Raw genomic sequence first — 24,790 nt, 5'->3', positions numbered from 1 at the left:
TTTTCGGCTTTTTTGTTTCCGTCATGCCATTTGAAAGCTGCCATGAAAGAAACAGCCATCCGGCATCATGTCGGAGCGGCTCTCTTTATGAGCAGTCCTTTCATGAAAGGCAAGATGACTGTTTTCAGCTTATTTCACAAAACGGTGACTGCCAATTTGGGCTATGAACTGCCGACTGGCAAAAAAACCTCCCGAGTTGACGCCGGGATTATAGAAATAAAGCGCGCCCTCGACTATATTAACCCCCTGCATCACCTCGGCAGCAGCCTTTAAAGCGCTTGGCTTCGGCTCAATGGTTTCCAGCGTCCCGTTCATCGCCGGGGTGAATTGGCCGGAAGCATAAACCACTTCCCGAATGCTGTTTGGAAACCGGCTGTCCTGAACGCGATTGATCACCACATCGCCTACGGCAATTTGGCCCTTATACGGCTCGTATCCGGCTTCCGCATCAATTAACTGCGCCAACAGGTAAAAATCCTGCATGCCATCCTTATTCTTGATAATGGACGGAATGACAATCTTCAAGGTTTGGCCGGCCTGCAGACTGTCGTCCTGCAATCCGTTTGTTTCCTTTAATTGACCCTCCGGCAAATGCAAAGCTTCGCTGATTGATTTCAAGCTGTCTCCGCTCTGCACGTTGTAAAGAGGAACCTTTTGAAAAAAGGCCGCCCTCTGTTCTCCGTCCCATATGACCGTACAGTGCAAAAACTCCGCGATATACCGAAGCGGCAAATAGGTCGCATCGTCCTTGATCCGGATTGGTGTATCCGTCAAATATTGTTTGCCGTTGTACTTGATTTTCCAAGCATCAGCCGTAAAAATTATGTCATCTCCCTGAGACGTCCGAAGCCTCACCTGATTGTTTTCGCCGTCCCAGGACGCTTCTCCGCCCAGCCGGTCTGTGATGAACCGAAGCGGAACGTAAAGTCTGTTATCCCACATATATGCAGAAGAATTATTACCCGGAATTTCTTTGCCTTCAATGAAAATATGTGCTTGCTCCGGATTGTCAGCGGCCTTCCCGACTTGCGGGAACGCCATCATCAGCAAAATCAATGTCAATAGAGCTGCAATACCGCGAATCTCTCCCACTCCCTTTCTTTCATAGTCAGGAGTCTCTCTGATGAAGCGAAGACCCAAAGGTTATGACGTGAGCTGCGGGGTTTTGGGCTTGGCTGGTTTGGAAGGCTTGGAAGTGTGCCCGGTCCCGCTGCGCTTATGAAGGGCCAGCATAATGCCTGCGGCCGTCAGCGCAAATGCAAAGGCATGAATCCAGTGAAGGTGCTCCCCCAGAAACAAAAAAGCTCCGGCCATACCCGCAAAGGGAAGACCGTTCAAAAAAATGGCGGTTCGGCCGGCGCCCAACATTTGGATCCCATAATTCCAGCCCAAATTGCCCAGCGCCGTCGCGACCCATGCGGAAAACAGCATCAATATCCAGAAAAATGCGTCACCGTCGATTGACGTAAAAGCGCGAGCCCCATAAATGCCGAGATCGGCCGCTCCCAGCATTGCCGCGCCAATCGCCGTGGAATAAGCGGTAATGACCAGTGCGGGAATGCGGCCGGCCAATTTTTTGACGAACAAACTCCCGATGACATAAGACAGCATGCTGCCGAGAACCACCAGATCGCCCCAGCCCGCCACCGCGATCCCGCCTTCAGCGGATTTGGAAGCGACTGCAAGGACAACGCCTGTAAAACCAAGGACAATTCCGGCAATCAGCCTCCAGCCCAGGCCTTCCCCCAGAAAAATCGCAGCCAGCAGAGCTGTACTCAAGGGATTCAAACCGAGAATCAGCGCCGCGTTGATTGCGCTTGTCAGTGCAAGCCCCCAAACCAAAAAGATTTGGTTGATAAACACCGATGTCAAGCCGATCAAAAAAATCAGAATCCACTGACGGGCATTGAGCTTGAACCATCCGTAACCTTTCCATACAAACGGAAGCATTGCCAAAGCGGCAAAAATGATCCTTAATGCCGCAACTGAAAACATTGGAGCCTGCTCTGTCAAATATTTTACCGCTACAACGTTAAGCCCCCAAGAAATCACAACCCCGGCAAGCATCAGATATATCCTTTTTTCCATATTATGGCTCCGCACTCCTGTCTCTTCTCTGTACATATTATAGCAGGATTTCACGGAAAATTCGATAATTGCAAATTTTACTAATTTCCTCTCGGGGACATGGGTAACGGACCTTCGAAAGAAAATTCCTGCACAATCGCAGGCATTTCCTCCATACCGGCGATTTCAATGAAAAAAAGCGGACTGTACAGGGATGAACTTCTCCTGTTCATCCCTGTGCAATTCCGCAACTCTTACAATCAAACAGTTAATTGGATGCGCCTGTTGCAGTCGTGCCCGTAGTATTCGTTGTTGTATTCGTTGTAGTAGTTGTGTCTGTTGTTGTTGTAGTCGTGTCTGTTGTTGTTGTAGTCGTATCTGTTGTTGTTGTAGTTGTGTCTGCGGCCGCCGTGCCGGTGCTTGTCGAAGCATTGGCGGCAGTTTGGTCGTAGATCACGACCGTTTTCGTTTCAGCTATCCACTTCACTACAGCATCAAACGCCTGGCTGACGAAAGCGATCGGCACCACGGTCCGGTTGTCGAGCGTTTGCGCCGGAACGTCCAATTGTACCTCTTGTCCGTTCACATAGGCCGTTTTGCTTCCGATAATCAATTTGACCGTGATTCCCTCTTTGGTTACCGTTACTGATTTCTCCTGGGCATCCCAGGTTACATCGGCATGAAGCGCCTTGGATATGGCCCGGAAAGGAACCAGGGTTCTTCCGTCTTTAATGACCGGCGGAACGTCAAATTGCGGCTCTTCCCCGTTTACGAAGGCATGAATCCCCTTTTTGCCCATTTTTTCGTAAAGCTTGGCCAGCTTGCTGTATGACTCAAGGTTCTTCACATTTTGTTTGATCGCTTCCTTCTCCACATCAGCGGCCTCGGTATCCGAACCGGATGCGGCATAAATATCAGCGAGATTGGACAGCGCGGTATCTTTTTCCTTCAGCGATTCCAGCTGATTTTTCAATTGCTCGCGCAGCTTCTCGGCGTAAGCTTTCAATTCTTCTTTCTTCGCCTCGATATCCGCGGTGCTCGCGGTACCGGCTTGGATTTCTTGAGCCAAAGCGTCAGCCTTCACCTTGATCGTGCCGAGCACGTCCTCGAAGCCGTACTTGCTTTGCAGCAGATTGGCGATGACTTCGCCTGCCGGCTTGTCCTGCACATTCTCCAACGCCTTCAACAGACCGGTGTAGCCTTTATGTCCATGCCCGTCTCCATAGGTATCCCCGGTGACAGAATCGTCTCCGGACTCAGAAGCCATTTGAGGTTCCTCAGCTTTTGAGGCGTGTTCCTTTACTTGGCGATCCCCCTGATCCTTGGCAAATGCGCTCTGCATCCCGGAAAGACCCGGTGCGGCAAAAAGCGAAACGGATAATGCGACTATTGCTGCAGACTTCCATACATTCTTCATCCTAATCTCTCCCTCATCAACAAAAATAATTGGTAAAACAAGGATTGGTAAAGCTTGCAATATACAATTCGAAGAATGTCGGTTTTTGGGAGGGTATCCCCCAAAAAAATTAAATATCTTGAATTTGCCAATCGATTTCGTCCATACCGTGTTTCTTCAAAAAAGCGTTCGCCCGGGAAAACGGACGGCTGCCGAAAAACCCCCTCATCGCGGATAACGGACTTGGATGGACGGATTGAATGACGAGGTGGCGGGAATTTGTAATCAACTTGGATTTTTCCTGCGCATTTTTGCCCCACAAAATAAAAACTGCAGGCTGCTGCCGACCGTTGATCGCTGCGATCACCTTGTCCGTGAACGTTTCCCAGCCCTTTCCCCTGTGTGAATTCGGCAATCCCTCGCGTACGGTTAACACGCTGTTCAACAGAAGGACACCCTGCCGCGCCCATTTTTCCAAGTATCCGTTATTGGGAATCTTGCATCCCAGATCATTCTGCAATTCTTTAAAAATATTTTTGAGAGAGGGCGGAACTTCGATGCCGGGTTTGACGGAAAAGCTTAGACCGTGCGCTTGCCCGTGCCCGTGATACGGATCCTGACCGATAATCACCACTTTGGTTTGACTAAAAGATGTCAAATGAAGCGCCGAATATATTTCGTACTTGTCCGGATAAATCGTCTGACTGCCGTATTCATCAATCAGAAAGCCCCGCAGCCGCAGATAATAGGGTTTTCCAAATTCTTCCCCCAACAGCATGGACCAATCGTTTTTCAATATGCCCATTACCGTCCCCCCTTCCACTTATTTCATATTGATATCCGCAGAATTCATCCTTATTTTAAAATGAAATTGCCGAAATGAAAAGAAAAGCGTCGAAAGCTGTCCCTTCAGCATTTCCTTAGCTTGGTTTATTTTTGGTAAGAAGGAAAATTGTTGAAGCGCGGCGAATGATAAAAATAAAACTGACAGAACACGGGTGATGCAGTGAATACACACGCTTCAGGGGAACTATGCGAATGGATCATCAAAAATTCGACGGATGGAATCAGCGTGTTTGATTTAGAAGGAAACTTTGTTCTGATAAATAAAGCTTTGGAAAGGATTTACGGCTGGGAAGAAAGCGAATTAATAGGAAAGAAAATATCCATCCTGGATTCAAATGAATTTGAAAATGCAAAACAAGCCCTGCAGCAAGGCGAAAAGGATATGCAATATGAAACGGTCATAAAAAGAAAAGACGGGGAATTTTATATTGCGCACACTTTTTTTGCCGTACGAAGTCCTGAAGGCAAATTCACCGCCGTCGCCTGTATTTCCAAAGATATCTCAGACCGCAAAGCCATGGAAGAAAAAGCCATGAAGTCCTATCAAGATCTTTTGAATACAATTCGTTATCAGCAGGGAATGACCTTCAAATACAAAAAAATCAATGAGCGGTATATTCACACATTGGCCGACGGTGAATTATTATACAGATTGGGTTTAACGCCCGAACAAGTCGTGGGTAAAGACCTGTTCGATTTTCTCCCGCATGAAATCGCCTCATCCAAAATGAATTATTGCGAGCGGGCATGGAACGGGGAAGAAAACCTGATCTACGAGGGGGCGCTCAATAATGTAACCTATCTGGCTTCATTAAAACCGATCAAAGATCACAACGGCTCGGTGGTCGAAGTCATCGCTTCCTGCATTGATATTTCCAGGCGCAAACAGGCCGAAGAACTGCTGCTTCAATCGGAGAAGCTGTCTGTCATCGGTCAGCTGGCCGCCGGGGTCGCGCATGAAATCAGAAACCCGCTGACCGCCTTGAAAGGATTTTCCCAATTATTAAAACAGAAATACAACGAATCCCACGATTTCTTTAATATCATGCTATCGGAATTGGATCGAATCAATTACATCGTCAACGATTTTATGATACTTGCCAAGCCTCAAGCCGTGCATTTTCAATGGCACGATATCAATAACATTATCCGCAGCGTCATTCCGATTATCAATACTCAGGCCATCCTCAACAATCTGGAAATCATCACAGAATATGATGAAGAAACAGCATTGATCAGATGCGATGAAAATCAGCTGAAGCAAGTTATTATCAATTTGCTGAAAAATGCCATTGAGGCGACGCCCAACGGGGGGACGATCCAAGTCACATGCAAGAAGCAAGGCAAGCATATTTTGGTGCAGATTATCGATCAGGGACCGGGGATCCCGCCCGAATTGATCAAAAAATTGGGCGAGCCTTTTTATACGACAAAACCCAACGGCACCGGTTTGGGATTAATGATCAGCTATAATATTATTGAAAAGCATCGAGGCAAATTATTTTTCGAAAGCCGGATGAACACTGGAACCATCGCCAGTATTCAGCTTCCGCTTTAAGCTGAGGAAATTACTCCATGCGGTCGGGATCGTCCGGCGACAAAATTTCCGCACGCCGCTTATTGTCCGAAACTGGCGGCCGTGTCAGGATATCGAGCAGCGCCTTTCCGTTAAACGGCACCAACGGCCATAGATACGGGGTATTCAGCGAGCGGGTCGAGGCAAGCGCAATAAACCAGAGCAGCACCCCGAGCAAAAAGCCGGGAATTTGAAACAAAAATACGGCAAACAACAGAAAGATTCTGGCCAGCCGATTGGCCATCCCCATCTCATAGCTGGGAGTGGCGAACGTACCGATGACCGCCGTCGCCAAATACAGGATGACCGCTTCCGTGAAGAAGCCCATCTTCACGGCCACCTCGCCCATCATGATCGCCGCAACCAGCCCCAGTGCGGTCGCCAGCGGACTGGGCGTATGAATGGCGGCCATGCGCAGCAGGTCGATGCCGATCTCGGCCAGCATGAATTGAATGAACAGCGGCAATTCGCCTTTGTCCTTCGGAATCAGAATCTCCCAATGGCCGGAAACCAATTGCGGATTTTGCACGATCAAGTACCATAAGGGCAGCAGAAAAACAGACGCCAGCATGCCGAAAAACCGCACCCACCTGAGGTAGGCGCCCACAATCGGCTTCTGCCGGTATTCTTCCGCGTGTTGAACATGATGGAAAAAAGTGGTTGGGGTAATCATCACGCTTGGCGAAGTATCGGTATAAATCAGCACATGTCCTTCCAGCAGATGCACTGCCGCCACATCCGGCCTTTCCGTATAGCGCACCATCGAATACGGATTCCACTTATTCCCGAAAGCGAATTCCTCGATTGTCTTATCCGCCATCGGGATGCCGTCGATGCGTATCCTCCGGATCCTGTCCCGCACCAAAGCAACCTGCTCCCGATCAGCCACATCCTCCAAATAAGCCAGGCAGATATCGGTTTTCGATCGTGTCCCGACCCTGATATATTCCATGCGCAGGGAGGGATCACGCAGCCTTCTGCGGGTAAGCGCCGTATTGAAGATCAGCGTTTCGGTGAAACCGTCCCGCGCGCCCCGCACCACCCGCTCGATGTCCGGCTCATCCGGACTCCTCGCCGGATAAGTTCGCGCATCAATGATCAAGCCTTCTTCGCAGCCGTCGGCCAACAGAATCAGGGGGCCGGACAGGACGTTCGAAATGACGTCCTCCATCCTGTTTACAGTGGCCACTTCCAAATATCCGATATGCGTGCGCAGCAGCTTGGCGATAACCTCCGTATTCAATGCGCCTTCCGGAAGGTTGGACAAATGCCGCATCAGTTGGTTCATGATGTCGTCCTTGGCCAATCCGTCCACGAAATACAGCGCAAACCTCCGGCCCGCATACTCCAACTCCCGGCAAATCATATCAAAGCTGGCATCCACACCGAGCACCCTGTTCAGGACAGCGATGTTTTTATCAAGCTCTCTATGTATAAATTCCGTTTCCAAGCCTTGGCCAGAACGGTCGACCATCCGCATCCCCCCGGACCTGCAGCCGATTCGCCGCAAGTCTAAGTTTTCCATCCAGTATTTCCAAATTACGAATGGATAAACGATCCGGGAGTCTTTGACACAACACACGGAAGTTGGCAAAGAAAACTTTGTTCCGCTTTTGATTTGCAGGGCACAAAAAAACGGCGGAACGCCGCCGGTCAGAGTGACGAGAAACCCTAAGAATGAAATGAAGTCTTTTTGTCATGTGGGGGGGTATCTTCTTCCGTCGCTCTTGAAACCAGGAAATGGGATTGGAAATTGCGGCATTTTCCCGGTTTCAAAGGCGAACGCCGGGTCTCTACAGAAGATACCCCCCAGCCCTATGGAACTTCATTCCCATGATTATAGGGTTTCTCGACAGCCTAACGGCGGAAAATCCGCCGCCGTTTCCTTTCTGAGAATCATTTTATGCGTTCCTGACTTTGCGTTGAAAATAAATAAAGATCGGGAACGGGATGATGATCCAGCCGAAACTTTTGATCAAGCTGTTGACCGCCCGCTCTCTCGCCCTCTGCAGCTCATCGTTCACCATCTGATCATAGTTTTGTTTCAGCTCCGCTTCGGTCGGCACTTTTTGTTGGTTCGCCGCTTCCTTCGGCATATTCAGCTGTCCCTGTTTATACATCTCAAAGCTCTGGTAGTAGGACGGCGGTGAAACGATATCCGCAATGGCCATGAAGGCCGCCACGCTCCCGCCGATCGACATCATTAACGTTGCGAACAAAACCAGGTAAATATATAAGGTTTTAAACATGATCTCACCGCCTTCATTATCCGCTGGATGATTTCGCGCCCGCACACTGACAGTCACTATGATCACTACCGCCATGATCAATGACAGAACCACGGCCGAAATAATCAAAATGCTCATATTTAGGAGTGCCTCCTCTACGGAAGTTTACTCGGCAGTCTGATTGCGATATCCGAATACCCGTGAAATTTCACGCTGCATCTGCAGCAGGTATCGGCTCAATTCGTCCTGCTCCGTTTGCGGGACGGTCTCGGAAAAGCCGACCACCGTTACGGCTCCAAGCAGCTGTTTGCCGAAATTGAAAATCGGAATCGATACGGAGGAAATGGTCGGCACCAGCGGCTCATCTGCGAAGCTGATTTGTTTGTCGCGGATGACGTCCAATTCGCGTTCAAGCGCCTTTCGCCGCTCTTCCTTCAATTTCCCGAGCTCCCGCAGCTTCCAATCACGAACCAGCGATTCCTCGAGGAAGGCCGCAAAGATTTTCCCGCTCGCGGAAAGAAGAGGCAAATACGTTCCGATCTGCGCCCCGATGTTCAAACCTTGATTATTGTTGATCATTCTGACGACGATCGGACCGTCGTGCGTCCAGGAGATTAACAGAACCGTGCTTTTACAGGTTCTGTTAATCTCCTGCATGAACGGCAATATCCGTTCACTGACGTTCTCTCTGTTCACCGCGGCCATGCCGTATTCGACCAGCTTGCTTCCGAGCGTATAGGCCCCGGTCTCTCGATCCCGGTATAAGATACCCTGCTGTGTCAAAGTATTTATATATTTGTAGAGATTACTCTTGGTGATTCCCGTGAGCTCGTAGATGTCATTAAACTTCAGCGGCCTGCCTTGGCCGGCGACCAGGTCCACGATGGAAAAACCGATCTGCAGTGATTGAATGGTTGCTCCTTTTTTTGCCTTTTCCATTGCTTCCTACCTTTCAACGTTCAGCCTTGTCGCTTGACAATGTCAATCGCAGCTCAGTATGAGAGAGCCATTGAAGCATAAACCTGCTGATCCAGCTTCTTCGCTGCCTCGAGATTATAAGTTTTGACGTATGCGGGTTCCTGCGAGATGGCGGCTCCGTAGAACATGATATCCTGCAATTGCTCCGTCTCCACCTCGATCAGCGTCAGGGGAAAGGGCACGGCCTCCATTTGTTTGGTCAGCAATTTCGCTTCCGATTGGAAAGCGATTACCTTTTGATCATAAAAAAAAGAAAGGGTCACTTGCGGATGCTCCTCAATATTCGTCACGATGTCCGATTTGGTCGATACGGCAATCCGCAGCTTGTGCGCTGAAGCCCCTTTTATCCAGGATACGGCGTTTTGATGGATTTTACCGGATTGCTTATTATATGTCGTCAACAGCCCGATGCGTTCCTCGTTAAAGATTTGCCCAAAATCGAAATCGGTTATTGCCATTTCGCTCATCCTTTCAATGCTCATTTATTCACCATTTTTAAAACATTATTACATTACACCGATTTTTCTGTCAATCTAACCGGCGAAATCATGAGCAGCCATAAAAAAACTCTATCGAGGCTAATTCATTGATGAGCGACCGCGTGCTTCTTGCGACTTCGGACAAAAGGAAATTAAGACATGCTTGCCTTGTTTACGACCTCGATGAAATGTTTAAGAATGCGGGCGGTCATTCCCCAGATCACTCTTTCGCCGATCCGATAAAACGGAGTCTGAGAAGCGGACATGCGCCACGAATAATTTACGCCGTTATGAATGAGGTGGTATGGAAAATTGACATCCGGCTCCGGTCTGAAGGTTAATTGATAATGCTCCACCCGCGCTTGCAGCAGTTCTTCCAGCTCTATGCAGAACACCTCGGCAACCTCATCCGGGTTCGGCTCAAATTTATCCTGCCCATGAATCAAACCAACGTAAGGATATATAATGGAACGGTCATGATGAACGAGATAGTCCAGATCGCCAATCCATTGAACGTCTTCCCTCTGTATCCGCAGCTCCTCGCTGGTTTCCCTGACCGCTGTCTCCCATGCACTGTTATCACCCGCCTCGATCCGCCCTCCGGGAAAACAAATGTCGCCCGGCTGCTTGACCTTATGAGCTCTCTTTTCAAATAAAACAGAGAGCTTTCCCTTTTCATTCAGAAGCAGCGGCACAAGCACGCTGGATTTCCGATACAGATGTTCATCCAGCATTCCCCGGGTATGCGATTGCACTTTCTCTATGACTTCCGACATTCCCCATGCATCGACAAGCTTTTCCGACTTATGCTCCTCAGCAGCAAGATCAGCCTTTGGCACATCGGTCGGTTCCTTCCGCTCATGTTCACCCGCAGTTGGAGTGTTCTGTTGCTTTTTCAATTGATATTCCTCCGAATACTCTAGGTCCTTCATTCATTCGGCCAGCCGACCGTGTTACCTCTATTTTAACACAGCCCATCCGCCGAGCATGAAGTTTTTTTCGAAGAAGCTTTTTTACCGCAACGCATTTCGGAAGAAGGGCAATCTGACAAGCTGTCGTTCAAGGAGCCAAACAGAGACTTGCATAGAACGACGTGATCAGCCCGCCTTTTAATCCGGACAACGCGATTCCGCCAAATACCAGGATAGAGCCAAGATTCCGAAATCGACGCCGGAAGTCGCCAGCCGGACCTGCGGGTATTGCAGCAATCCATATACAACCAGAGGATAGAATATTGCGTAGGCGATCACATGTCTTTTGAGAAGCCCTTGAGCCATCTTCCTTCATCTCCTGATCAATGAAGCATACCGACGGCATTTCTTTCATTTCATTATATACCAGCTTCTATCGAAAACCTGTTAAATTTATCATATTTGCAATTTTTCATCACGTTTGTTAAAATAAAAAAAACGAACATTTGTTCTTGAATCCGCGGAGTGATGATGCACTTGAAGGATACCGTTCAATTTGAAGAAATTCGTTGCAAAACCGCATTAAATCCGGTTAAAGCACCCTCCATGCCGTTTGACTGGTCCATCAACCCTTATCGCGGATGCCAGCACGGCTGCAGCTTCTGTTATGCCCGAAGCACGCATACGTTTCTCGGCCGCAACGCCGATGACACCTTTCAAAAACACATCTTTCTGAAAAAGAACGCGCCGGAAATGCTTGAGACACAATTGTCCAAAATGTCCAAATCCCGCAAGGGATTAACCGTCGGACCGATTGCCATCGGCACGGCAACCGACCCTTACCAGCCGGCGGAAGCCAGAAACCGATTGACCCGCCAATGTCTTGAGATACTCGTCCGCTATCCGGTTCCGTTAACCATTACAACCCGTTCGCCGCTGATCCTGCGCGATCTTGATCTGCTGAAGCAAATTCCCGATATAACGGTCAACATCAGCATCAATACGCTGAATTTATCGGTTTGGCGCAATATGGAGCCGTTCAGTCCATCCCCGGTCAAGCGGCTGGAAACGGTCAAACGACTGAATCGGGAAGGCATTCGGGCAGGTATTTTCCTGGCGCCGATTCTGCCTTATTTGACCGACAATCTGCAAGAAATCGCAGAGCTGATCGGCAGAGCCTCCCGTTGCAAGGCCAAATTCGTGATGCCTTCGATCCTGCGACTCAGCACGCAGGAAGTGCGATCCTGGTTCTTCCTGACGCTGCAGCGGCATTATCCGCGTCTCACCGGCAAATTCGGCTTTCTGTACCGTTCCTCCACCTATCCTCACGCCGACTACAGCCGTCCGCTGATGGAGGCGATTGAAGGGATTCTGGCCCGCCATGATTTGGCTGGGAAGGAGCCTTTATCCGATCGGACCGTCACTAAAGAAGCACCCGGATCCAAGGATAACGGACCGATACAATTAAGCTTTTCGTTTTAAATTTTTACACAGCCTTAATCCTCCGTTAACCGGCATCCTTTAAACTTTAGAGGACTAGATGTCTCAAAAGACCAGATTATTCATTAAAAGATTGGATGAGCATAACGTGAAACCCGCATATCAAAGAATCAAGGAAGAATTGGAAAACCAAATGGAAAGCGGAGAATTGCAAGAGGGTCAGAGGCTTCCCTCGGAGGTCGAGATGGCTCGAAGATTCGCGGTCAGCAGGGAAACCTTCCGCGCAGCCGTCAGAAAATTGGAGGAGGAAGGAAAGGTTCGTATCCGGCATGGAGTCGGCACGTTTGTCATTCGTCCGCTGGACCCGATTCCCAGCAGCATCGACCGCCTCAGCTCGACCAGCGAAATGATCCAAACAGCCGGTTTGCAGGAAGGACAGCATCAGGAATCCATTCGCCGCGAAGCGTGCCAAACGGAATGGGCCGAATTTTTAAAAATCCGTCCGGGGGACCCGGTCATTGTCAGCGAACGGATGCGCAAAGCCAATGGCGAGCCGATTTCCTTCAATATTAATATCATGCCATATTCATTCGTCGGGGATGTTTTTCAGATGAATACGCTGCGGGGTTCCCTCATGCGGTTCCTTGAAGAAAACTGCGGCATCCGCATCGTCTCCGCCAATACGGAGCTGGTGGTTCCGCTGCAAACGGATGCCAACTGCCAAAAATTGAGGGTCAATCCGAATACAACCGTCATTTTGCTGAAGCAAATCCACTTTGATTCCAGTCATTTGCCCGTATTGTTTTCCTATGATTATTTCCGCAACGATGTTTTCAAATTTTGGATACAGCGCACCCGTTAAGGGTGCGCTTTTTTTCTCCGCATTAATGATTTCTTTAAATCGTTTTGACACTGCGTTAATACAAGTCCACCATAATATACTACAAGACGTCTAGACAACTAAAAAATATTCTAAGGATGGGTGACATGAAGAAAATTGCCGGAATTTCCATGGTATTAATGCTGGTGCTGGCTTTAGCCGCCGGATGCGGAAGCAAAACGGAAAATACCTCCAGTTCCGCACAAAACACGAACCAGCCCGCACCAACCGCTGCTGACGCGGCGCAAACGAAGCAACCCGAGAAAGCCGCCGAACCGGTGGCGCTAAACGTAGCGACTGCAGGTGACACCAACATGGCAGAGCTTCAAGAGAAGAATGTGGCTCCCGACTTCATCAAAAATCACGCAGGAACGACCGTCAACGTGATCGGAACAGGCCCCGGAGACGCAGGATCGCAAAAGATTTACGAGAAATTAAAGGCACAAAAAGACGCAGGCAAAACCGAATGGGATATCGATGTGGCTGTCGTTCACCAAAGCGCCATGAAGCAAATGGTGGAAGACGGTCTGCTGGAAAAATGGGTGCCGATGTCCGCCAACAAAGATCTCGTGACTTCTTCGGACAGCAAGAACAGCCTTGGAGCGAATGTCGAAGGCTATGTCATCCCGATGTTCCACAGCCAAGTAGCGATTGCTTACAACCCGGATAAAGTCAAGGAAGTGCCGGCTAGCTTTGATGAGCTTGTCAAATGGATCAACAGCAATCCGAAGCGCTTTGGCTACAACGGAATCAAAAACGGTATGAGCGGAGTGGCCTTTACGACTGCTTATACATATTGGAAGACGGGAGATTACAAGCAGTTGACGGAAGGACCTTTCACGAAGGATCTTGAGCAAAAATGGCCTGCCGTCATGAAGGAACTGAAAGCACTGCCGGTAACTTACACGAACGGCAACAACGGAACCCTGGATATGCTGAACCGCGGCGAAATCGACATGGGCCCGGTATGGGTGGATATGTTCTACCTGTGGAAGGATCAAGGCCGGATGAATCCGAATATGCGCCTGAAGGTCATTGAGCCCGGTCTCCCAGGCCAACCGATGTACGTTGTAATTCCGAAAAACGCAAAAAACAAAGATGCGGCAATCCAATACGCAGACTTTCTGACCTCGCCGGAAACCCAAGCCAAAGTCATTGTCGAGCACAACAGCTGGTATCCAGGTATCGACGCCAATGCCGTACTGCCGAAGGTTTCCGAGGAAGGCAAAAACAAACTGTTCAAGGACGTCACTGCAGAGGATCTTTCCAAACGCGGCCTTTCCTTCCCGCTTTCCGATTTCTTGAAAGATTTGAAAACGTCCTACGAACAAAATTAAGCTGATTTTTAAGAAAAACTTCTATCGAAGTCTTTCAAAGAAGCCAGACCGCGATTATAGGAGATTTTTCATGCCAATAAGAATTTTACCTTTCCGAGTGACCGGAAACATATAATTCTTATGTGGTAAATAAGGCCGAGCGGTCTCGCACCAAGCCTTTGAAAATTTAATTAGAACGGAGGGTGGGACATGGAAACCTCAAGAACTTTGCGTCCTCTGTCTCGTTCCACGTCCCTCGCCTGGCTGGCAGGAGCGGCAATGGCCGCTCCTGCCGTTGCCATAGTGGGCGTGCTGTTTATCTACCCTTTCTTTCACTCGCTGATTGCCAGCTTCCAAAACAAATCCGGGAATTGGACACTGGAAAATTACAGCTTCATCTTCTCAATGTATGTTCGAGATATGCTGTTCACCGTATGGGTGAGCTTGCTCAGTCTGGTTATTCTGCTTGTTCTGACAGTGCTGCTGGCTGGCTATTTGCGGCTGCATCACAGTTCCTGGATCGAATTTATGTTTAAAATTCCGCTGTTCGTGCCGTTTGTGGTTGTCGGTCACGCCGTCCGGGTTTTTCTGGCGCCGCACGGCACATTGAATTCCGCGTTGGTATTTTTGACCGGAAATTGGTTCAATCCGGACCAAATGCCGTCCATCGCTTTTTCCACAGCCGGACTCGTTGCCGCTCTTGTCTGGAAAAATCTCGCTTTTTCACTGCTCCTCGTGCTCGGCGCGTTTCGCGGCATCAACAACGGTTACTTGGAAGCGTCGCGCAACTTCGGAGCCGGGACGATCTGGCAAATCGTCGATATCATGATCCCGATGAGCAAGGGCGCGATCGGCGTCGCCTCGGTGCTGATGTTCACTTCGATGATCGGCAATTTCTCCATCCCCGCCATGCTGGGCAACAGCGGGGGAAATCAGGTGCTGATGATGGACCTTTACTATCAAATCGTCTATCAGAATAATTACGGAGCCGCCAATGCCATTGGCGTCATCTCTTATCTCGTGTCCATGGGCGCGGCAATCTACTATTTGAGGACGGTGTCGCGCGCATGAACGAATCTACGCTGACCGCATCATCCATGCAAACCGCACATTCGGCCAAACGCGTATTTCGGCCCGGACGCATGATACTAAGGCTGATCTTGTACATTCTTTCCCTGTTTATCATATTTGGCCCGATTTCCAGCCTGCTGCTTTGGTCTTTTGCCGAAAAGTGGTACTGGCCTAACATTCTCCCCACCGATTGGGGACTGCTGTACTGGCAAAAAGTGATGGACGGCAAAATGCTGCAATCGCTGAACTACAGCTTCGTCATCGCCATAATCGTCACTCTGTCGAGCATTCTGCTGACCGTTCCGATCGCTTATATGCTCGCGCGCTTCAAAATACCTGCAAAATCGCTGCTGCTGCTCATTTTTTTACTGCCGCAAGCGTTCCCCCAGCTGCCGGTCTTCACCAACGCCATGGTGCTCATGTACCGCTGGGATCTGGTAGGTACGCTAACTGGGGTCGTGCTGACCCATTTGGTCGGCGCGCTGGTTTTTTCCGTATGGACGCTGGTATCGGTCTTCCAAAGCATCGCCCCCGCCTATGAAGAAGCCGCGGTCATGCTGGGAGCCTCCAGACTTCGAAGCTTCTTCACGATAGCGCTCCCGCTGGCTTTTCCGGGAATCGCCGCAGCCAGCCTGCTCGTCTTTTTGTACTCTTTGGATGAATTTACCGGAAGTCTGTTGATCGGCGCGCCGTTCATCACGACGATGCCCATATATATGTATAATGCCGCCATGGGATATGAGATGCAGGTAGCCTCCGTCACCGCGCTGCTGTTGATGATCCCGGGAATTCTGCTGTTAGTTCTGCTGGACAGATTCATGAAGTCGGAATATCTGTCCGCGTTTGGGAGGGTTTAAATTTGCAAATTACAATCGAACATGTCAACAAAAACTATGCCAAGCAGCGCGGAATTTTCAATATCTCTCTCAAGCTTCCCGACCAATGCTTGACCGCGATCGTCGGACCGAGCGGCTGCGGGAAAACGACGCTGCTTCGCTCGATCGCCGGTTTCCTCAAAGTCGATTCCGGGCAAATTTTATTCGGTGGCAAGGACGTCACCGATCTTGAGCCGCAAGCCAGAGGAGCGGCCATGGTTTTCCAGAATTACGCGTTATGGCCGCATATGAGCGTTTTTGACAATGTGGCATATGGTCTAAAGCTGCGGAATGTTCCGCGCAAGGAAAGGGAAGAACGGGTTTACGATGTCATGCGGCGAGTGGAAATCGACGTTTCCGACATTAAAAAGCGCAAGCCATCCCAGTATTCCGGCGGCCAGCAGCAGCGCATCGCCTTGGCCCGTTCGCTGGTCATCCAGCCGGAGGTGCTGCTGTTGGATGAGCCTTTGTCCAATCTGGACGCCAAGGTCCGGCAGCGGCTGCGGGTGGAAATCCGCAGCATCCAGCAGTCCTTCGGGATTACGGCAGTCTATGTCACACACGATCAGGAAGAAGCGCTTTCGATGGCCGATTTTGTTGTGGTCATGAAAGACGGGCGCATCGAGCAAGCCGGAACCCCCGAGGAAGTATATCGTTCGCCGGCTTCCTACTTTGTGGCGCATTTTCTCGGCGAAAGCAATACGCTGGATGTCAAGATCGGCGGACAGCATCAGCGTCTGGTGGTGCGCTCCGAGGATCCGAAGCTGGTCCCGGTTGAACGGGTAACACCCGTTGAAAGGGCAATCCAAGCTGAAGCCGCAGCCCCGCTTGTTGGAACGATCCCGCCTGCCGCTGCGGACTTGACCTCTGTCTCCTCATTCGCCGTCTCCCCATCTTCATTGCCGGAAGTGAAGACGAACGGGGATCAATTTATCCTTACGGGAACGGTTAAGGAGCATCTTTTTGTCGGCTCCAAATACCGGCACGTTGTTGATATCGGCGGACAAATGCTGTTCTTGGATATGGATGCGCCGGCTTCTCCGGGCCGCTACGAAATCCGGATTCCGCTAAGCCGCGCCTTCCGGTTTGCCCCCGGGGAGGTGGGAACGGCATGACGGCCCGCGTACATTTTTTGAATGTCGGTTGGGGAGACGCCCATATTATCGAGCTGCCTTCCGGAGCTTTGACGCTGATTGACGGCGGGGACGGAAATCCTTCCGATCAGGAGGATTCCCCTGACCGCTGGATGGACCGCCGGGGCTTTGAAACGCTCGAGTGGATGATTCTGACTCATCTGCACGAGGATCATTTGCATGGATTGTTGGACGTGGCAAAATCCAAACAGGTCCGCCATGCCGTACTTCCCTATCGCCCATTCGCACCACTGGAAATGGAAACGCCGGAAACGAACACGGAGACGGAAGGATCGGAAGGACAACCGCTCGCTTCCCGTACTATCCGGTTGATTGCCGACTATTTGCTGTTGATTCGGATGCTGCAGGAGAAAGGGACAAAGATTTTTTGGCGGGATGAATGGGCGGAGACAGGTCATGTCGTCTGGGCTCGCGAGGGCTATAAACTGCTTCATCTGTATCCGACGCCGGCGGATGCGCTGCCGGCCAGGAATGCGTTGCAAAGGCTGACCGCTTCGGAGGAGCTTGACGATCGAGAAAGGGAAACGTGGCTTTGCCGTTTTTTTGAGCTGTCCAATCACGACAGCTCCGTATACCGGTTGATTGCGGAGCATCATCCGCAGCAGTCGATCCTGTTTGGCGCCGACATGCCGGAGGCCGAATGGAAAGTGCTGTCGCAGCGCACCGATTTGCGTTCAAGCGTGTGGAAAGCGCCCCATCACGGCATGAAGGATGCCATGACCAAGGGCACCCTCGCAAAGGTATGCCCCGAGCATGTCATTATCCCGATCAGCCGCGATCGTTCCCTTTCCTTTTTTCCCGCTTGGGAGAAAATATGCGCTTTGACCGGTTCGAGCTTTCACCCGACGGGCGCTTATCCGAATGGCATGTCCCTACAGATGGGCGGCGCCTTTCAAGTACACATCGGGCACAATCCCAAAGAGAAATAACCGGTTACTCATCGAATCCTGATGCAGGATTCCCCCAATCAAACGACGGGCAGCCCAAGCCGTTCTTGAAGAGCTGCCCGTCGTTCTGGCGGGGTATTCTGTCGTTCTACTCCTTTGGTTCCTGCTCTTCTTCGATCCGACTGGTATATTCAGTCGGGTATGCGCCGCCTTCGGACGTCGAATTTTTGAACCCGCTCAACCTTCCGCTGCGATGTTCCCCGCCTCGCTCTTTGGCGCGTCTTTGGCCGTTATTGTCGGAGTCGGAATAGCTGTCGTTCCGATCAGGCATAGGATGAACCCCCTTGAATGGAATGATGTTTGGAGATGGTTGCTTTTTCACAGTTTTCCACGCCTTGTTATTTTATCCAAGGGGAGCGATTCCTTATCCTCGTTCCATTTCTTTTGCTTGTTTGAAATTTTACACTTACCGTACTGCTATCCTTTAACGAAAATAAAAAATCACAAAAAGAACCCGCCTGAGAATAACCCGCTCAAAGCGGGCTCTTTTCTTGGAACGCGGAAAGGACAAACACCTCTTCCAACAAGATATGGCCGGGCATAGAATGAATCATGCGCGCCTGTCGCAGCACATCCATATCGGGAGGTTATCATGAGTATACGCATCCGCTTTTTGGGACAATCCGGAGTGCAAATTTCAGACAGAAGGCACTCGATCGTCATCGATCCCTGGATAACGGGAAATCCGCTGGCAACCGTGAAGCTTAAGGATATTCATGTGCAATATGTTCTGTTGACGCATGGTCATGAGGATCACATCGCCGATGCGCTTGCCATTGCCAAGCGGAATCGGGCCACCATCATCGCCGTTTACGAGCTGGCGACTTATCTTGGCCGGAAAGGCGTCCGAACGTTTCCGATGAATATCGGCGGCAGCCGCAGGTTTCCTTTCGGAACCGTCAAAGTGACAGAGGCGCTGCACAGCTCTTCCGTGATCTGAGAGAAGCAAAAACAAATCATTTATGCGGGCGCGCCCGCCGGGTTTGTGATCCGAATGGGTGGTAAAACCATCTATCACGCCGGGGATACAGGATTGTTCTATAACATGAAGAAAGTCATCGGCAATCGCAACGACATCAACGCCGCCTTTCTGCCCATCGGTAATGTTTACACGATGGGCCCGAAACAAGCAGTCCAGGCGGCTAAATGGCTGTCACCGCGATTGGTGATCCCGATTCATTACAATTCCTTCCCGGTGATCCGCCAAAACCCATATAAATTTGTCGCAGCTCTGAAACGAATTGGCATCCCGGGGAAGGTCCTGAAACCCGGACAAACGGTCAGGCTGACTTGAACATTAGCGATTCGTCCCGCTCCCTATACCCGGCCCGGCTCCAGGTCCCCGGCGGTCCCGGGGCTTATTCCACGATCGTCGCCAATACCATCCCGGGAATGACCGGATCCTTGCTGCTCACTTCGATTTTGTCCAATCTGCCATCTAACGGGGAGAGAATATCCAATTCCACTCCCTTCACGGAGATGGAAAACAGCACGTCGCCTTCTTTCACCGTATCTCCGGTTTGAAAATTCACCTGATGAATCACGCCATCGAACGGGCTGATGATGTCGCTGTTAATGCTCAATCTCTCTCACCCTGCTTCCGTTTATTCAGTATCTCGTTGTACTTCCTGCTCACCGTGGATTGGCTGACGCCCAACACTTCCGCCGCTTTCAACGTCGTGCTGTACCGGTTCATGGCCATTTCGATCAAGTTTTCTTCCACCTGCTGAATAGCTTCCTTCAATGGAATGATAGCGGGCGCACCTGATCCGGGGGCATCCATTTTCGCGATTTTTTTCAGCATGGGCAGGATTTGCTCCGCTCCGATCAATTCATCCTCCGCCGTGACGGAAATTCGTTCGATGATATTTTGCAGTTCGCGGACATTTCCCGGCCACGAATAGGATTCCAGCAAATCTAGAGCATCCTGTGAGAGCTGATTGGTTCGTTGGTATTTTTCATTGAAAATTTGCAGAAAATGCAAGCTCAAATACGGGATATCCTCTGGCCTTTCCCTTAGGGAAGGAATGTGCACCGGCAGCACATTCAAGCGGTAGAATAAATCCTCGCGAAATAGTTTGGCATCGACCATTTTTTCCAAATCCTTATTGGTCGCGGCAATGATTTGCACGTCGATTTTCTCGATTTTCGTCCCGCCTACCGGTGTAACCTCCCGTTCTTGAAGCACCCGCAGCAATTTCACCTGAAGATTGAGCGGCAATTCTCCGATCTCATCCAAAAACAGAATACCGTTATCGGCCAATTGGAAAAAGCCTTGCTTCCCACTGGAATTCGCCCCCGTAAAAGCCCCTTTTTCATAGCCGAACAGCTCGCTTTCAAGCAGCGTTTCCGGAATCGCTCCGCAATTCACCTTGATAAACGGCTTGTTTCTCCTGGGCCCCAACTCGTGTATGGCGCGGGCGAATACTTCTTTCCCCACCCCGGATTCACCGGTCAGCAGCACAGTGGAAGATACGTTCGATATTTTTTTAATGTATTTCATGAGTTTCTCAATTTTTTCGCTTCCATAAACCAGCTGCTGATTGAGGTTATATCCTCTGCGGTTCCGCAGGTTCTCCAATTCTTTCTTATACTTCTCCGATTCTTTCCGGATGTGGCGAAGCTCCTCTTTCAGCATCAGATTCTCCGTGATGTCCCGCAGCGCGATCACGATCCGTTCCAGCTTGCCCCGCTCGTTGAAAACCGGGTTGCCCACCGCAAGAAAGGTTTTCCCCGCATAAGTTTCCTGCGTAACGGAAATTTTCTTTTTCCTATCGATTACCATCTTCACTATGGAGGAGAAGAAGCTGCCTTCCCCCTCCAATTCCATCAAATTGATGCCGACCAGGTCGGTCCGTTCCGTATGAATGAAATCCTTCATCAAATTCCCGCTGTGCCTGAGCAGGACCCCCCGATCGTCGATCACAATGATCTGATCATAAATCGAGGACAGAATCGCTTGCAAATCCATATTGAGGTTTTTGACATACTCCAATTCCATTGCCATATTTTCGATATACGGCAAATCCTGCAGGACAATGATCGCCCCGATGACACTGCCCTTCCGATTCCGGATCGGTCCAAAATCGGCCAGAACCCCAAAGCCTTCCTTCAGGATAATAAAATTCAAAATGGTCTCGCCATGGTCGATCGTCTTATGAAAAGCTTCCTTATCCAACAGCTCGCCTATGCTTTGCGCCCTTAACTGCTCCGGCGATATTTTGAGCATCCGCAGCGCTTCCGAGCTGAAATTTTGAATTCTCCCGTACATATCGGTAATGATGATTCCCATCGGAATCGAATTCAGCAGGGATCGAATCCAATCTGTCCCGGAGGACTGGCTCGTCAGCAAATGATACAGAATATCCTCACGCTGCAAATAGCCCTTTAGTCTTTCCGTTTCATCGACGATCACGACCACTTCCTCGCCGAACACCTTAAAAAAGTCCAAGACGTCGGCTTTTTCCGGAATAAACATAAGATTGGTGTGAAAAGGGATCTGCTGCAGTTGCTGATGCATCGCTTCCTTCGTCTCCGTCAACGGCATAATGTCAGTGCTGCGAATATATCCGACAATTTCATGACCCTCATTCGGATCCGTAATGAAGATGAACGTTTCATTATATTTGGACATGAGCGACCATACTTCTCCGACCGATACATCAAGGGGGGCCGTATATGCAGTTCTGGCTGAAATCATTTCATCACTCCATTGCTCATGCTTAGAAACCCATTACACTTTGACGCTCTTCAATACGCGAATGAGCGTTTCGACAACGGTATCCACTTCTTCATAAGAAATCGTCAAAGGAGGTTCAATCCGGAAGGTTTTCGAATTGATCAGCGTACCGGCCACAAGCACGCCGTTGTCAAACATGCCTTTGGACACATCAAAGCCGATCTGGTCGGTATGGAATTCAATCCCGATCAGCAGACCCTTGCCGCGTACCTCCATGACTTTATCGGGAAAATCGGCTGCAACCTTTTGCAATTTATCCAGCAAATACGCTCCAACCTCTGCGGCTCTTTTCGGCAAATTCTCTTCAATGAGGACATTGAACGTGGCGATTGCAGCTGCGCACGCCAGCGGATTGCCTCCAAACGTCGTCGTATGAATGAACGGATTCGCAAACCAGCTTTTGAACACTTTCTCCTTCGCCACTACCGCACCCGCCGGCATGATCCCGCCGCCAAACGCTTTGGCCAGACACAGAATATCCGGCACCACTCCATACAAATCGGCCGCAAACATTTTTCCGGTACGGCCCATTCCCGTTTGCACTTCATCAAAAATCAACAGCGCCCCGAATTCGTCGCACAGCTCGCGAACCTGCTGCAGATAGCCGTCCGGAGGCAGAATGACGCCGCCCTCTCCCTGAATCGGCTCCAATATGACGGCAGCCACATCTTCGCCCACCAAGGCGCAGGACTCCATCGTTTTTCGCATCATCTCGATATCGCCGTACGGAACGTGCCTGAATCCGTTGATTAACGGCAGGAACGGCTTGCGGAATACGGCTTTGGCCGTCGCCGACAACGATCCCAGGCTTTTGCCGTGGAACGCGCGGGTCGTGGAAATGAAGGTGGTCCGATCCGAATAGGCTTTGGCAAGCTTCAGTGCCGCTTCCACGCTTTCCGTTCCGCTGTTGACGAAAAACGAATATTTCAAATCTCCGGGTGTGATGTCCGCCAAAATTTTGGCCAGCATTGCGCGCAGGGGGTCCAGCAAATCCTGGCTGTGAAGCGCCTGGCGGTTCAATTGATCCATGACTGCTTTCATCACCTTCGGATTGCGGTGCCCGACATTGTATATTCCGAATCCGCCCAGGCAATCGATGTATTTTTTCCCGGACACATCGGTAAACGTGCTTCCGGAATCGCTCCATTCAACGGCCGCGAATTGAGTATCCTTCGTTACGGTTTTGCGGTAATCAAGAAATCCCGGATTGACATGCTCCCGAAAATTATCGACGGTTTCCCGGATGACCCAATCCGCTTCATCCTTCGTCACTTTATCTTTCTCGATCAGAGAAAGCACTTTTTTAATATACTCGTTGATTTCCGCATATGAATTCGTAGCTGCCGAATTTATCATAATGTGTCACCTTTCTGTAGTTAGTTTTCAAACCAACGGATCGGCTCGACCTGCAAATTGATATTGATTTGCTTTACTTCAGTGAACTCTTCATAACCGTACGTTCCCAGACTGCGGCCGATGCCGCTCTGCTTGTAACCGCCCCAAGGCGCTTCATTATAAGTCGGGTGATACGTATTAATCCAAGTAATGCCGGCACGAAGCGCTTTGATGACGCGCATCGCTTTGGCGCCGTCCTGCGTGAAAACGCCGCCGGCCAGACCGTAAACCGTTCCGTTGGCCAAGGCAATCGCTTCCTGCTCGTCCTTGAATTTTTGCACGACCAGTACCGGTCCGAAAATTTCTTCTTGAACAATTCTCATATTTGGAGCCGCATCCACAAAAATTGTCGGTTCGACAAAGCACCCCTGTTCGTAGCCTCCCCCCGTCATCCGGTTTCCGCCGCATACCAGTCGGGCCCCTTCTTCCACGCCGAGCTTGATATAGCCCAATACTTTTTCCATGTGCTGTTTGCTGACCAGCGGCCCCATTTCCGTTTCGGCGGCATCCCCCGCACCCACCCGGATTTGCCGGGTTCTTTCCACCAATCTTTCAACAAACCTGTCATGGATGCTTTCTTCGATCAACAGCCGCGAGCCCGCAGAGCAGACCTGACCGGAGTTTGCAAAAATGCCGAACATGGCAAAATCCACAGCCGTTTCAAAATCGGCGTCGGCAAAAACAATATTCGGAGATTTGCCGCCAAGCTCCAGGGATATTTTCTTCAAGTTTCCGGCAGCGGCCTTCATGATATGGCGGCCCGTTGCGGTGCCTCCCGTGAAGGAAACCATGTCGACCAGATGGCTTTCCGCAATTTCATTGCCTGCTGTCGCCCCCGCTCCCAAAACGAGATTGGCCACTCCTGCGGGGATGCCGACCTCCTCCATAATTTCGAACAATTTAATGGACGTCACCGGCGTGATCTCCGACGGCTTCAGCACGATCGTATTTCCGGCGGCCAATGCGGGAGCCACCTTCCAAATAGCCATGAGCAGGGGATAATTCCAAGGAACGATCAGCCCGCATACGCCGACCGGTTCTCTGACTACCATGGCCTGCATCGGATCGGATACATGGTAGGTTTGGCCGTCGGGCTTGGTAACGATTCCCGCATAATACCGGAAGCAGTTGATCGCATCCGCAATATCGAACTCGGATTCGCGATGCGGCTTGCCGCAATCCATCGTCTCCAAAACCTTCAGCTCTTCCGCTTTTTCCTCCAGCTTGTTAGCAATTTTCAACAGGTATTTGCCGCGTTCCACTGCCGGCATATCGGACCAAACTCCCGAATCGAACGCGCGTCTGGCCGCTGCAATGGCCAATCGGGCATCTTCCGCTCCGCCTTCCGTCGCCACAGCGATCACTTCACCGTTAGCCGGATTTATTACCTCCCGGGTTGCACCGCTTTGCGCATCCACCCATTTCCCATCAATATACATTTTCAAATGCAGCATGATGAAGCCTCCTCCTTTATGAATATACATCTTCCTGA

23 protein-coding genes and 1 pseudogene are annotated in these 24,790 nt (G+C 50.3%); 9 read left to right on the top strand and 15 right to left on the bottom strand.

Going from position 1 to position 24,790, the window contains the following annotated elements; translation table 11 throughout:
- Positions 1-129: 129 nt before the first annotated feature.
- The 4 genes from VF724_RS04270 to VF724_RS04255 form a co-directional block, all read right to left on the bottom strand.
- Entirely contained in the window at positions 130-1,092 is a 963-nt protein-coding gene (locus VF724_RS04270; protein WP_371752979.1) for a cell wall hydrolase, read from the bottom strand.
- 51 nt (positions 1,093-1,143) lie between these two features.
- Positions 1,144-2,088 carry a DMT family transporter gene (locus tag VF724_RS04265; RefSeq protein ID WP_371752978.1) on the bottom strand — a complete coding sequence of 315 codons (945 nt, stop codon included), beginning with the start codon at positions 2,086-2,088 and terminating at the stop codon, positions 1,144-1,146.
- Between the two features lie 247 nt (positions 2,089-2,335).
- Complete coding sequence (locus tag VF724_RS04260) at positions 2,336-3,484, bottom strand: stalk domain-containing protein (protein ID WP_371752977.1); 1,149 nt, start codon at positions 3,482-3,484, stop codon at positions 2,336-2,338.
- A 109-nt stretch (positions 3,485-3,593) separates the two neighbouring features.
- Positions 3,594-4,268, bottom strand: a complete 675-nt coding sequence (locus tag VF724_RS04255) for a uracil-DNA glycosylase (protein ID WP_371752976.1) — start codon at positions 4,266-4,268, stop codon at positions 3,594-3,596.
- A gap of 201 nt (positions 4,269-4,469) precedes the next feature.
- Between VF724_RS04255 and VF724_RS04250 the strand changes: the two genes are divergently transcribed.
- The gene (locus VF724_RS04250) at positions 4,470-5,867 is read left to right on the top strand and encodes a PAS domain S-box protein (RefSeq protein WP_371752975.1); all 1,398 of its coding nucleotides are present in this window, start codon (positions 4,470-4,472) and stop codon (positions 5,865-5,867) included.
- 10 nt (positions 5,868-5,877) lie between these two features.
- Here the strand turns inward: VF724_RS04250 and VF724_RS04245 are convergent, their stop codons facing one another.
- The 6 genes from VF724_RS04245 to VF724_RS04220 form a co-directional block, all read right to left on the bottom strand.
- A complete protein-coding gene (locus VF724_RS04245) occupies positions 5,878-7,359 on the bottom strand; it encodes a spore germination protein (RefSeq protein ID WP_371752974.1) in 1,482 nt (493 codons plus the stop codon).
- A gap of 427 nt (positions 7,360-7,786) precedes the next feature.
- The gene (locus VF724_RS04240; protein WP_371752973.1) at positions 7,787-8,251 is read right to left on the bottom strand and encodes a hypothetical protein; all 465 of its coding nucleotides are present in this window, start codon (positions 8,249-8,251) and stop codon (positions 7,787-7,789) included.
- 27 nt (positions 8,252-8,278) lie between these two features.
- On the bottom strand, positions 8,279-9,052 hold the full coding sequence (locus tag VF724_RS04235; protein WP_371752972.1) for an IclR family transcriptional regulator: 774 nt from the start codon (positions 9,050-9,052) through the stop codon (positions 8,279-8,281).
- 53 nt (positions 9,053-9,105) lie between these two features.
- Complete coding sequence (locus VF724_RS04230; RefSeq protein WP_371752971.1) at positions 9,106-9,549, bottom strand: PNPOx family protein; 444 nt, start codon at positions 9,547-9,549, stop codon at positions 9,106-9,108.
- A 173-nt stretch (positions 9,550-9,722) separates the two neighbouring features.
- Positions 9,723-10,469 carry an NUDIX hydrolase gene (locus VF724_RS04225; RefSeq protein ID WP_371752970.1) on the bottom strand — a complete coding sequence of 249 codons (747 nt, stop codon included), beginning with the start codon at positions 10,467-10,469 and terminating at the stop codon, positions 9,723-9,725.
- A gap of 210 nt (positions 10,470-10,679) precedes the next feature.
- Positions 10,680-10,847: a hypothetical protein gene (locus tag VF724_RS04220; protein WP_371752969.1), complete on the bottom strand. Its 168-nt coding sequence runs from the start codon at positions 10,845-10,847 to the stop codon at positions 10,680-10,682.
- 165 nt (positions 10,848-11,012) lie between these two features.
- On the opposite strand from VF724_RS04220, the gene VF724_RS04215 reads away from it, so the two are divergent.
- The 7 genes from VF724_RS04215 to VF724_RS04185 all read left to right on the top strand — a co-directional run bounded on the left by VF724_RS04215 (position 11,013) and on the right by VF724_RS04185 (position 18,146).
- Entirely contained in the window at positions 11,013-11,963 is a 951-nt protein-coding gene (locus VF724_RS04215; protein ID WP_371753053.1) for an SPL family radical SAM protein, read from the top strand.
- Between the two features lie 106 nt (positions 11,964-12,069).
- Positions 12,070-12,783 carry a GntR family transcriptional regulator gene (locus VF724_RS04210; RefSeq protein WP_371752968.1) on the top strand — a complete coding sequence of 238 codons (714 nt, stop codon included), beginning with the start codon at positions 12,070-12,072 and terminating at the stop codon, positions 12,781-12,783.
- 125 nt (positions 12,784-12,908) lie between these two features.
- On the top strand, positions 12,909-14,138 hold the full coding sequence (locus tag VF724_RS04205) for an extracellular solute-binding protein (protein WP_371752967.1): 1,230 nt from the start codon (positions 12,909-12,911) through the stop codon (positions 14,136-14,138).
- A 189-nt stretch (positions 14,139-14,327) separates the two neighbouring features.
- Positions 14,328-15,188, top strand: coding sequence for an ABC transporter permease (locus VF724_RS04200; RefSeq protein ID WP_371752966.1), 861 nt, complete (start codon positions 14,328-14,330; stop codon positions 15,186-15,188).
- Positions 15,185-16,045, top strand: a complete 861-nt coding sequence (locus VF724_RS04195) for an ABC transporter permease (protein ID WP_371752965.1) — start codon at positions 15,185-15,187, stop codon at positions 16,043-16,045. The genes VF724_RS04200 and VF724_RS04195 overlap by 4 nt, the downstream gene beginning before the upstream one ends.
- A 2-nt stretch (positions 16,046-16,047) precedes the next feature.
- Positions 16,048-17,178, top strand: coding sequence for an ABC transporter ATP-binding protein (locus VF724_RS04190; RefSeq protein WP_371752964.1), 1,131 nt, complete (start codon positions 16,048-16,050; stop codon positions 17,176-17,178).
- Positions 17,175-18,146, top strand: a complete 972-nt coding sequence (locus tag VF724_RS04185; protein ID WP_371752963.1) for a ComEC/Rec2 family competence protein — start codon at positions 17,175-17,177, stop codon at positions 18,144-18,146. Before VF724_RS04190 ends, VF724_RS04185 begins: the two co-directional genes overlap by 4 nt.
- Before the next feature lie 106 nt (positions 18,147-18,252).
- Here the strand turns inward: VF724_RS04185 and VF724_RS04180 are convergent, their stop codons facing one another.
- Complete coding sequence (locus VF724_RS04180; protein WP_371752962.1) at positions 18,253-18,435, bottom strand: hypothetical protein; 183 nt, start codon at positions 18,433-18,435, stop codon at positions 18,253-18,255.
- Positions 18,436-18,762: 327 nt separating this feature from the next.
- Here VF724_RS04180 and VF724_RS04175 point away from each other — a divergent pair.
- Positions 18,763-19,458 (top strand): annotated as a pseudogene (locus VF724_RS04175) (metal-dependent hydrolase).
- A 64-nt stretch (positions 19,459-19,522) separates the two neighbouring features.
- Here VF724_RS04175 and VF724_RS04170 read toward each other — a convergent pair.
- The 4 genes from VF724_RS04170 to VF724_RS04155 are packed head-to-tail and all read right to left on the bottom strand — an operon-like array spanning position 19,523 to position 24,752.
- On the bottom strand, positions 19,523-19,747 hold the full coding sequence (locus tag VF724_RS04170) for an acyl-CoA carboxylase biotin carboxyl carrier protein subunit (RefSeq protein ID WP_371752961.1): 225 nt from the start codon (positions 19,745-19,747) through the stop codon (positions 19,523-19,525).
- Complete coding sequence (locus VF724_RS04165) at positions 19,744-21,864, bottom strand: sigma 54-interacting transcriptional regulator (protein WP_371752960.1); 2,121 nt, start codon at positions 21,862-21,864, stop codon at positions 19,744-19,746. Before VF724_RS04165 ends, VF724_RS04170 begins: the two co-directional genes overlap by 4 nt.
- A gap of 33 nt (positions 21,865-21,897) precedes the next feature.
- Entirely contained in the window at positions 21,898-23,259 is a 1,362-nt protein-coding gene (locus VF724_RS04160; RefSeq protein ID WP_371752959.1) for a putrescine aminotransferase, read from the bottom strand.
- 20 nt (positions 23,260-23,279) lie between these two features.
- Entirely contained in the window at positions 23,280-24,752 is a 1,473-nt protein-coding gene (locus VF724_RS04155; protein WP_371752958.1) for an aldehyde dehydrogenase family protein, read from the bottom strand.
- Positions 24,753-24,790 lie beyond the last annotated feature (38 nt).

It is taken from the genome of Ferviditalea candida (assembly GCF_035282765.1).
Lineage (GTDB): Bacteria > Bacillota > Bacilli > Paenibacillales > KCTC-25726 > Ferviditalea > Ferviditalea candida.
This window is presented reverse-complemented; position numbering and strand designations above follow the sequence as displayed.

Bases quoted from the DNA above. Each gene is read 5' to 3' on its own strand.
- VF724_RS04205 (WP_371752967.1), top strand. From the start codon at position 12,909: ATGAAGAAAATTGCCGGAATTTCCATGGTATTAATGCTGGTGCTGGCT.
- VF724_RS04195 (WP_371752965.1), top strand. From the start codon at position 15,185: ATGAACGAATCTACGCTGACCGCATCATCCATGCAAACCGCACATTCG.
- VF724_RS04260 (WP_371752977.1), bottom strand. From the start codon at position 3,484: ATGAAGAATGTATGGAAGTCTGCAGCAATAGTCGCATTATCCGTTTCG.
- VF724_RS04235 (WP_371752972.1), bottom strand. From the start codon at position 9,052: ATGGAAAAGGCAAAAAAAGGAGCAACCATTCAATCACTGCAGATCGGT.
- VF724_RS04155 (WP_371752958.1), bottom strand. From the start codon at position 24,752: ATGCTGCATTTGAAAATGTATATTGATGGGAAATGGGTGGATGCGCAA.
- VF724_RS04265 (WP_371752978.1), bottom strand. From the start codon at position 2,088: ATGGAAAAAAGGATATATCTGATGCTTGCCGGGGTTGTGATTTCTTGG.
- VF724_RS04245 (WP_371752974.1), bottom strand. From the start codon at position 7,359: ATGGTCGACCGTTCTGGCCAAGGCTTGGAAACGGAATTTATACATAGA.
- VF724_RS04230 (WP_371752971.1), bottom strand. From the start codon at position 9,549: ATGGCAATAACCGATTTCGATTTTGGGCAAATCTTTAACGAGGAACGC.
- VF724_RS04255 (WP_371752976.1), bottom strand. From the start codon at position 4,268: ATGGGCATATTGAAAAACGATTGGTCCATGCTGTTGGGGGAAGAATTT.
- VF724_RS04165 (WP_371752960.1), bottom strand. From the start codon at position 21,864: ATGATTTCAGCCAGAACTGCATATACGGCCCCCCTTGATGTATCGGTC.
- VF724_RS04180 (WP_371752962.1), bottom strand. From the start codon at position 18,435: ATGCCTGATCGGAACGACAGCTATTCCGACTCCGACAATAACGGCCAA.
- VF724_RS04200 (WP_371752966.1), top strand. From the start codon at position 14,328: ATGGAAACCTCAAGAACTTTGCGTCCTCTGTCTCGTTCCACGTCCCTC.
- VF724_RS04240 (WP_371752973.1), bottom strand. From the start codon at position 8,251: ATGAGCATTTTGATTATTTCGGCCGTGGTTCTGTCATTGATCATGGCG.
- VF724_RS04220 (WP_371752969.1), bottom strand. From the start codon at position 10,847: ATGGCTCAAGGGCTTCTCAAAAGACATGTGATCGCCTACGCAATATTC.
- VF724_RS04215 (WP_371753053.1), top strand. From the start codon at position 11,013: ATGCACTTGAAGGATACCGTTCAATTTGAAGAAATTCGTTGCAAAACC.
- VF724_RS04160 (WP_371752959.1), bottom strand. From the start codon at position 23,259: ATGATAAATTCGGCAGCTACGAATTCATATGCGGAAATCAACGAGTAT.
- VF724_RS04185 (WP_371752963.1), top strand. From the start codon at position 17,175: ATGACGGCCCGCGTACATTTTTTGAATGTCGGTTGGGGAGACGCCCAT.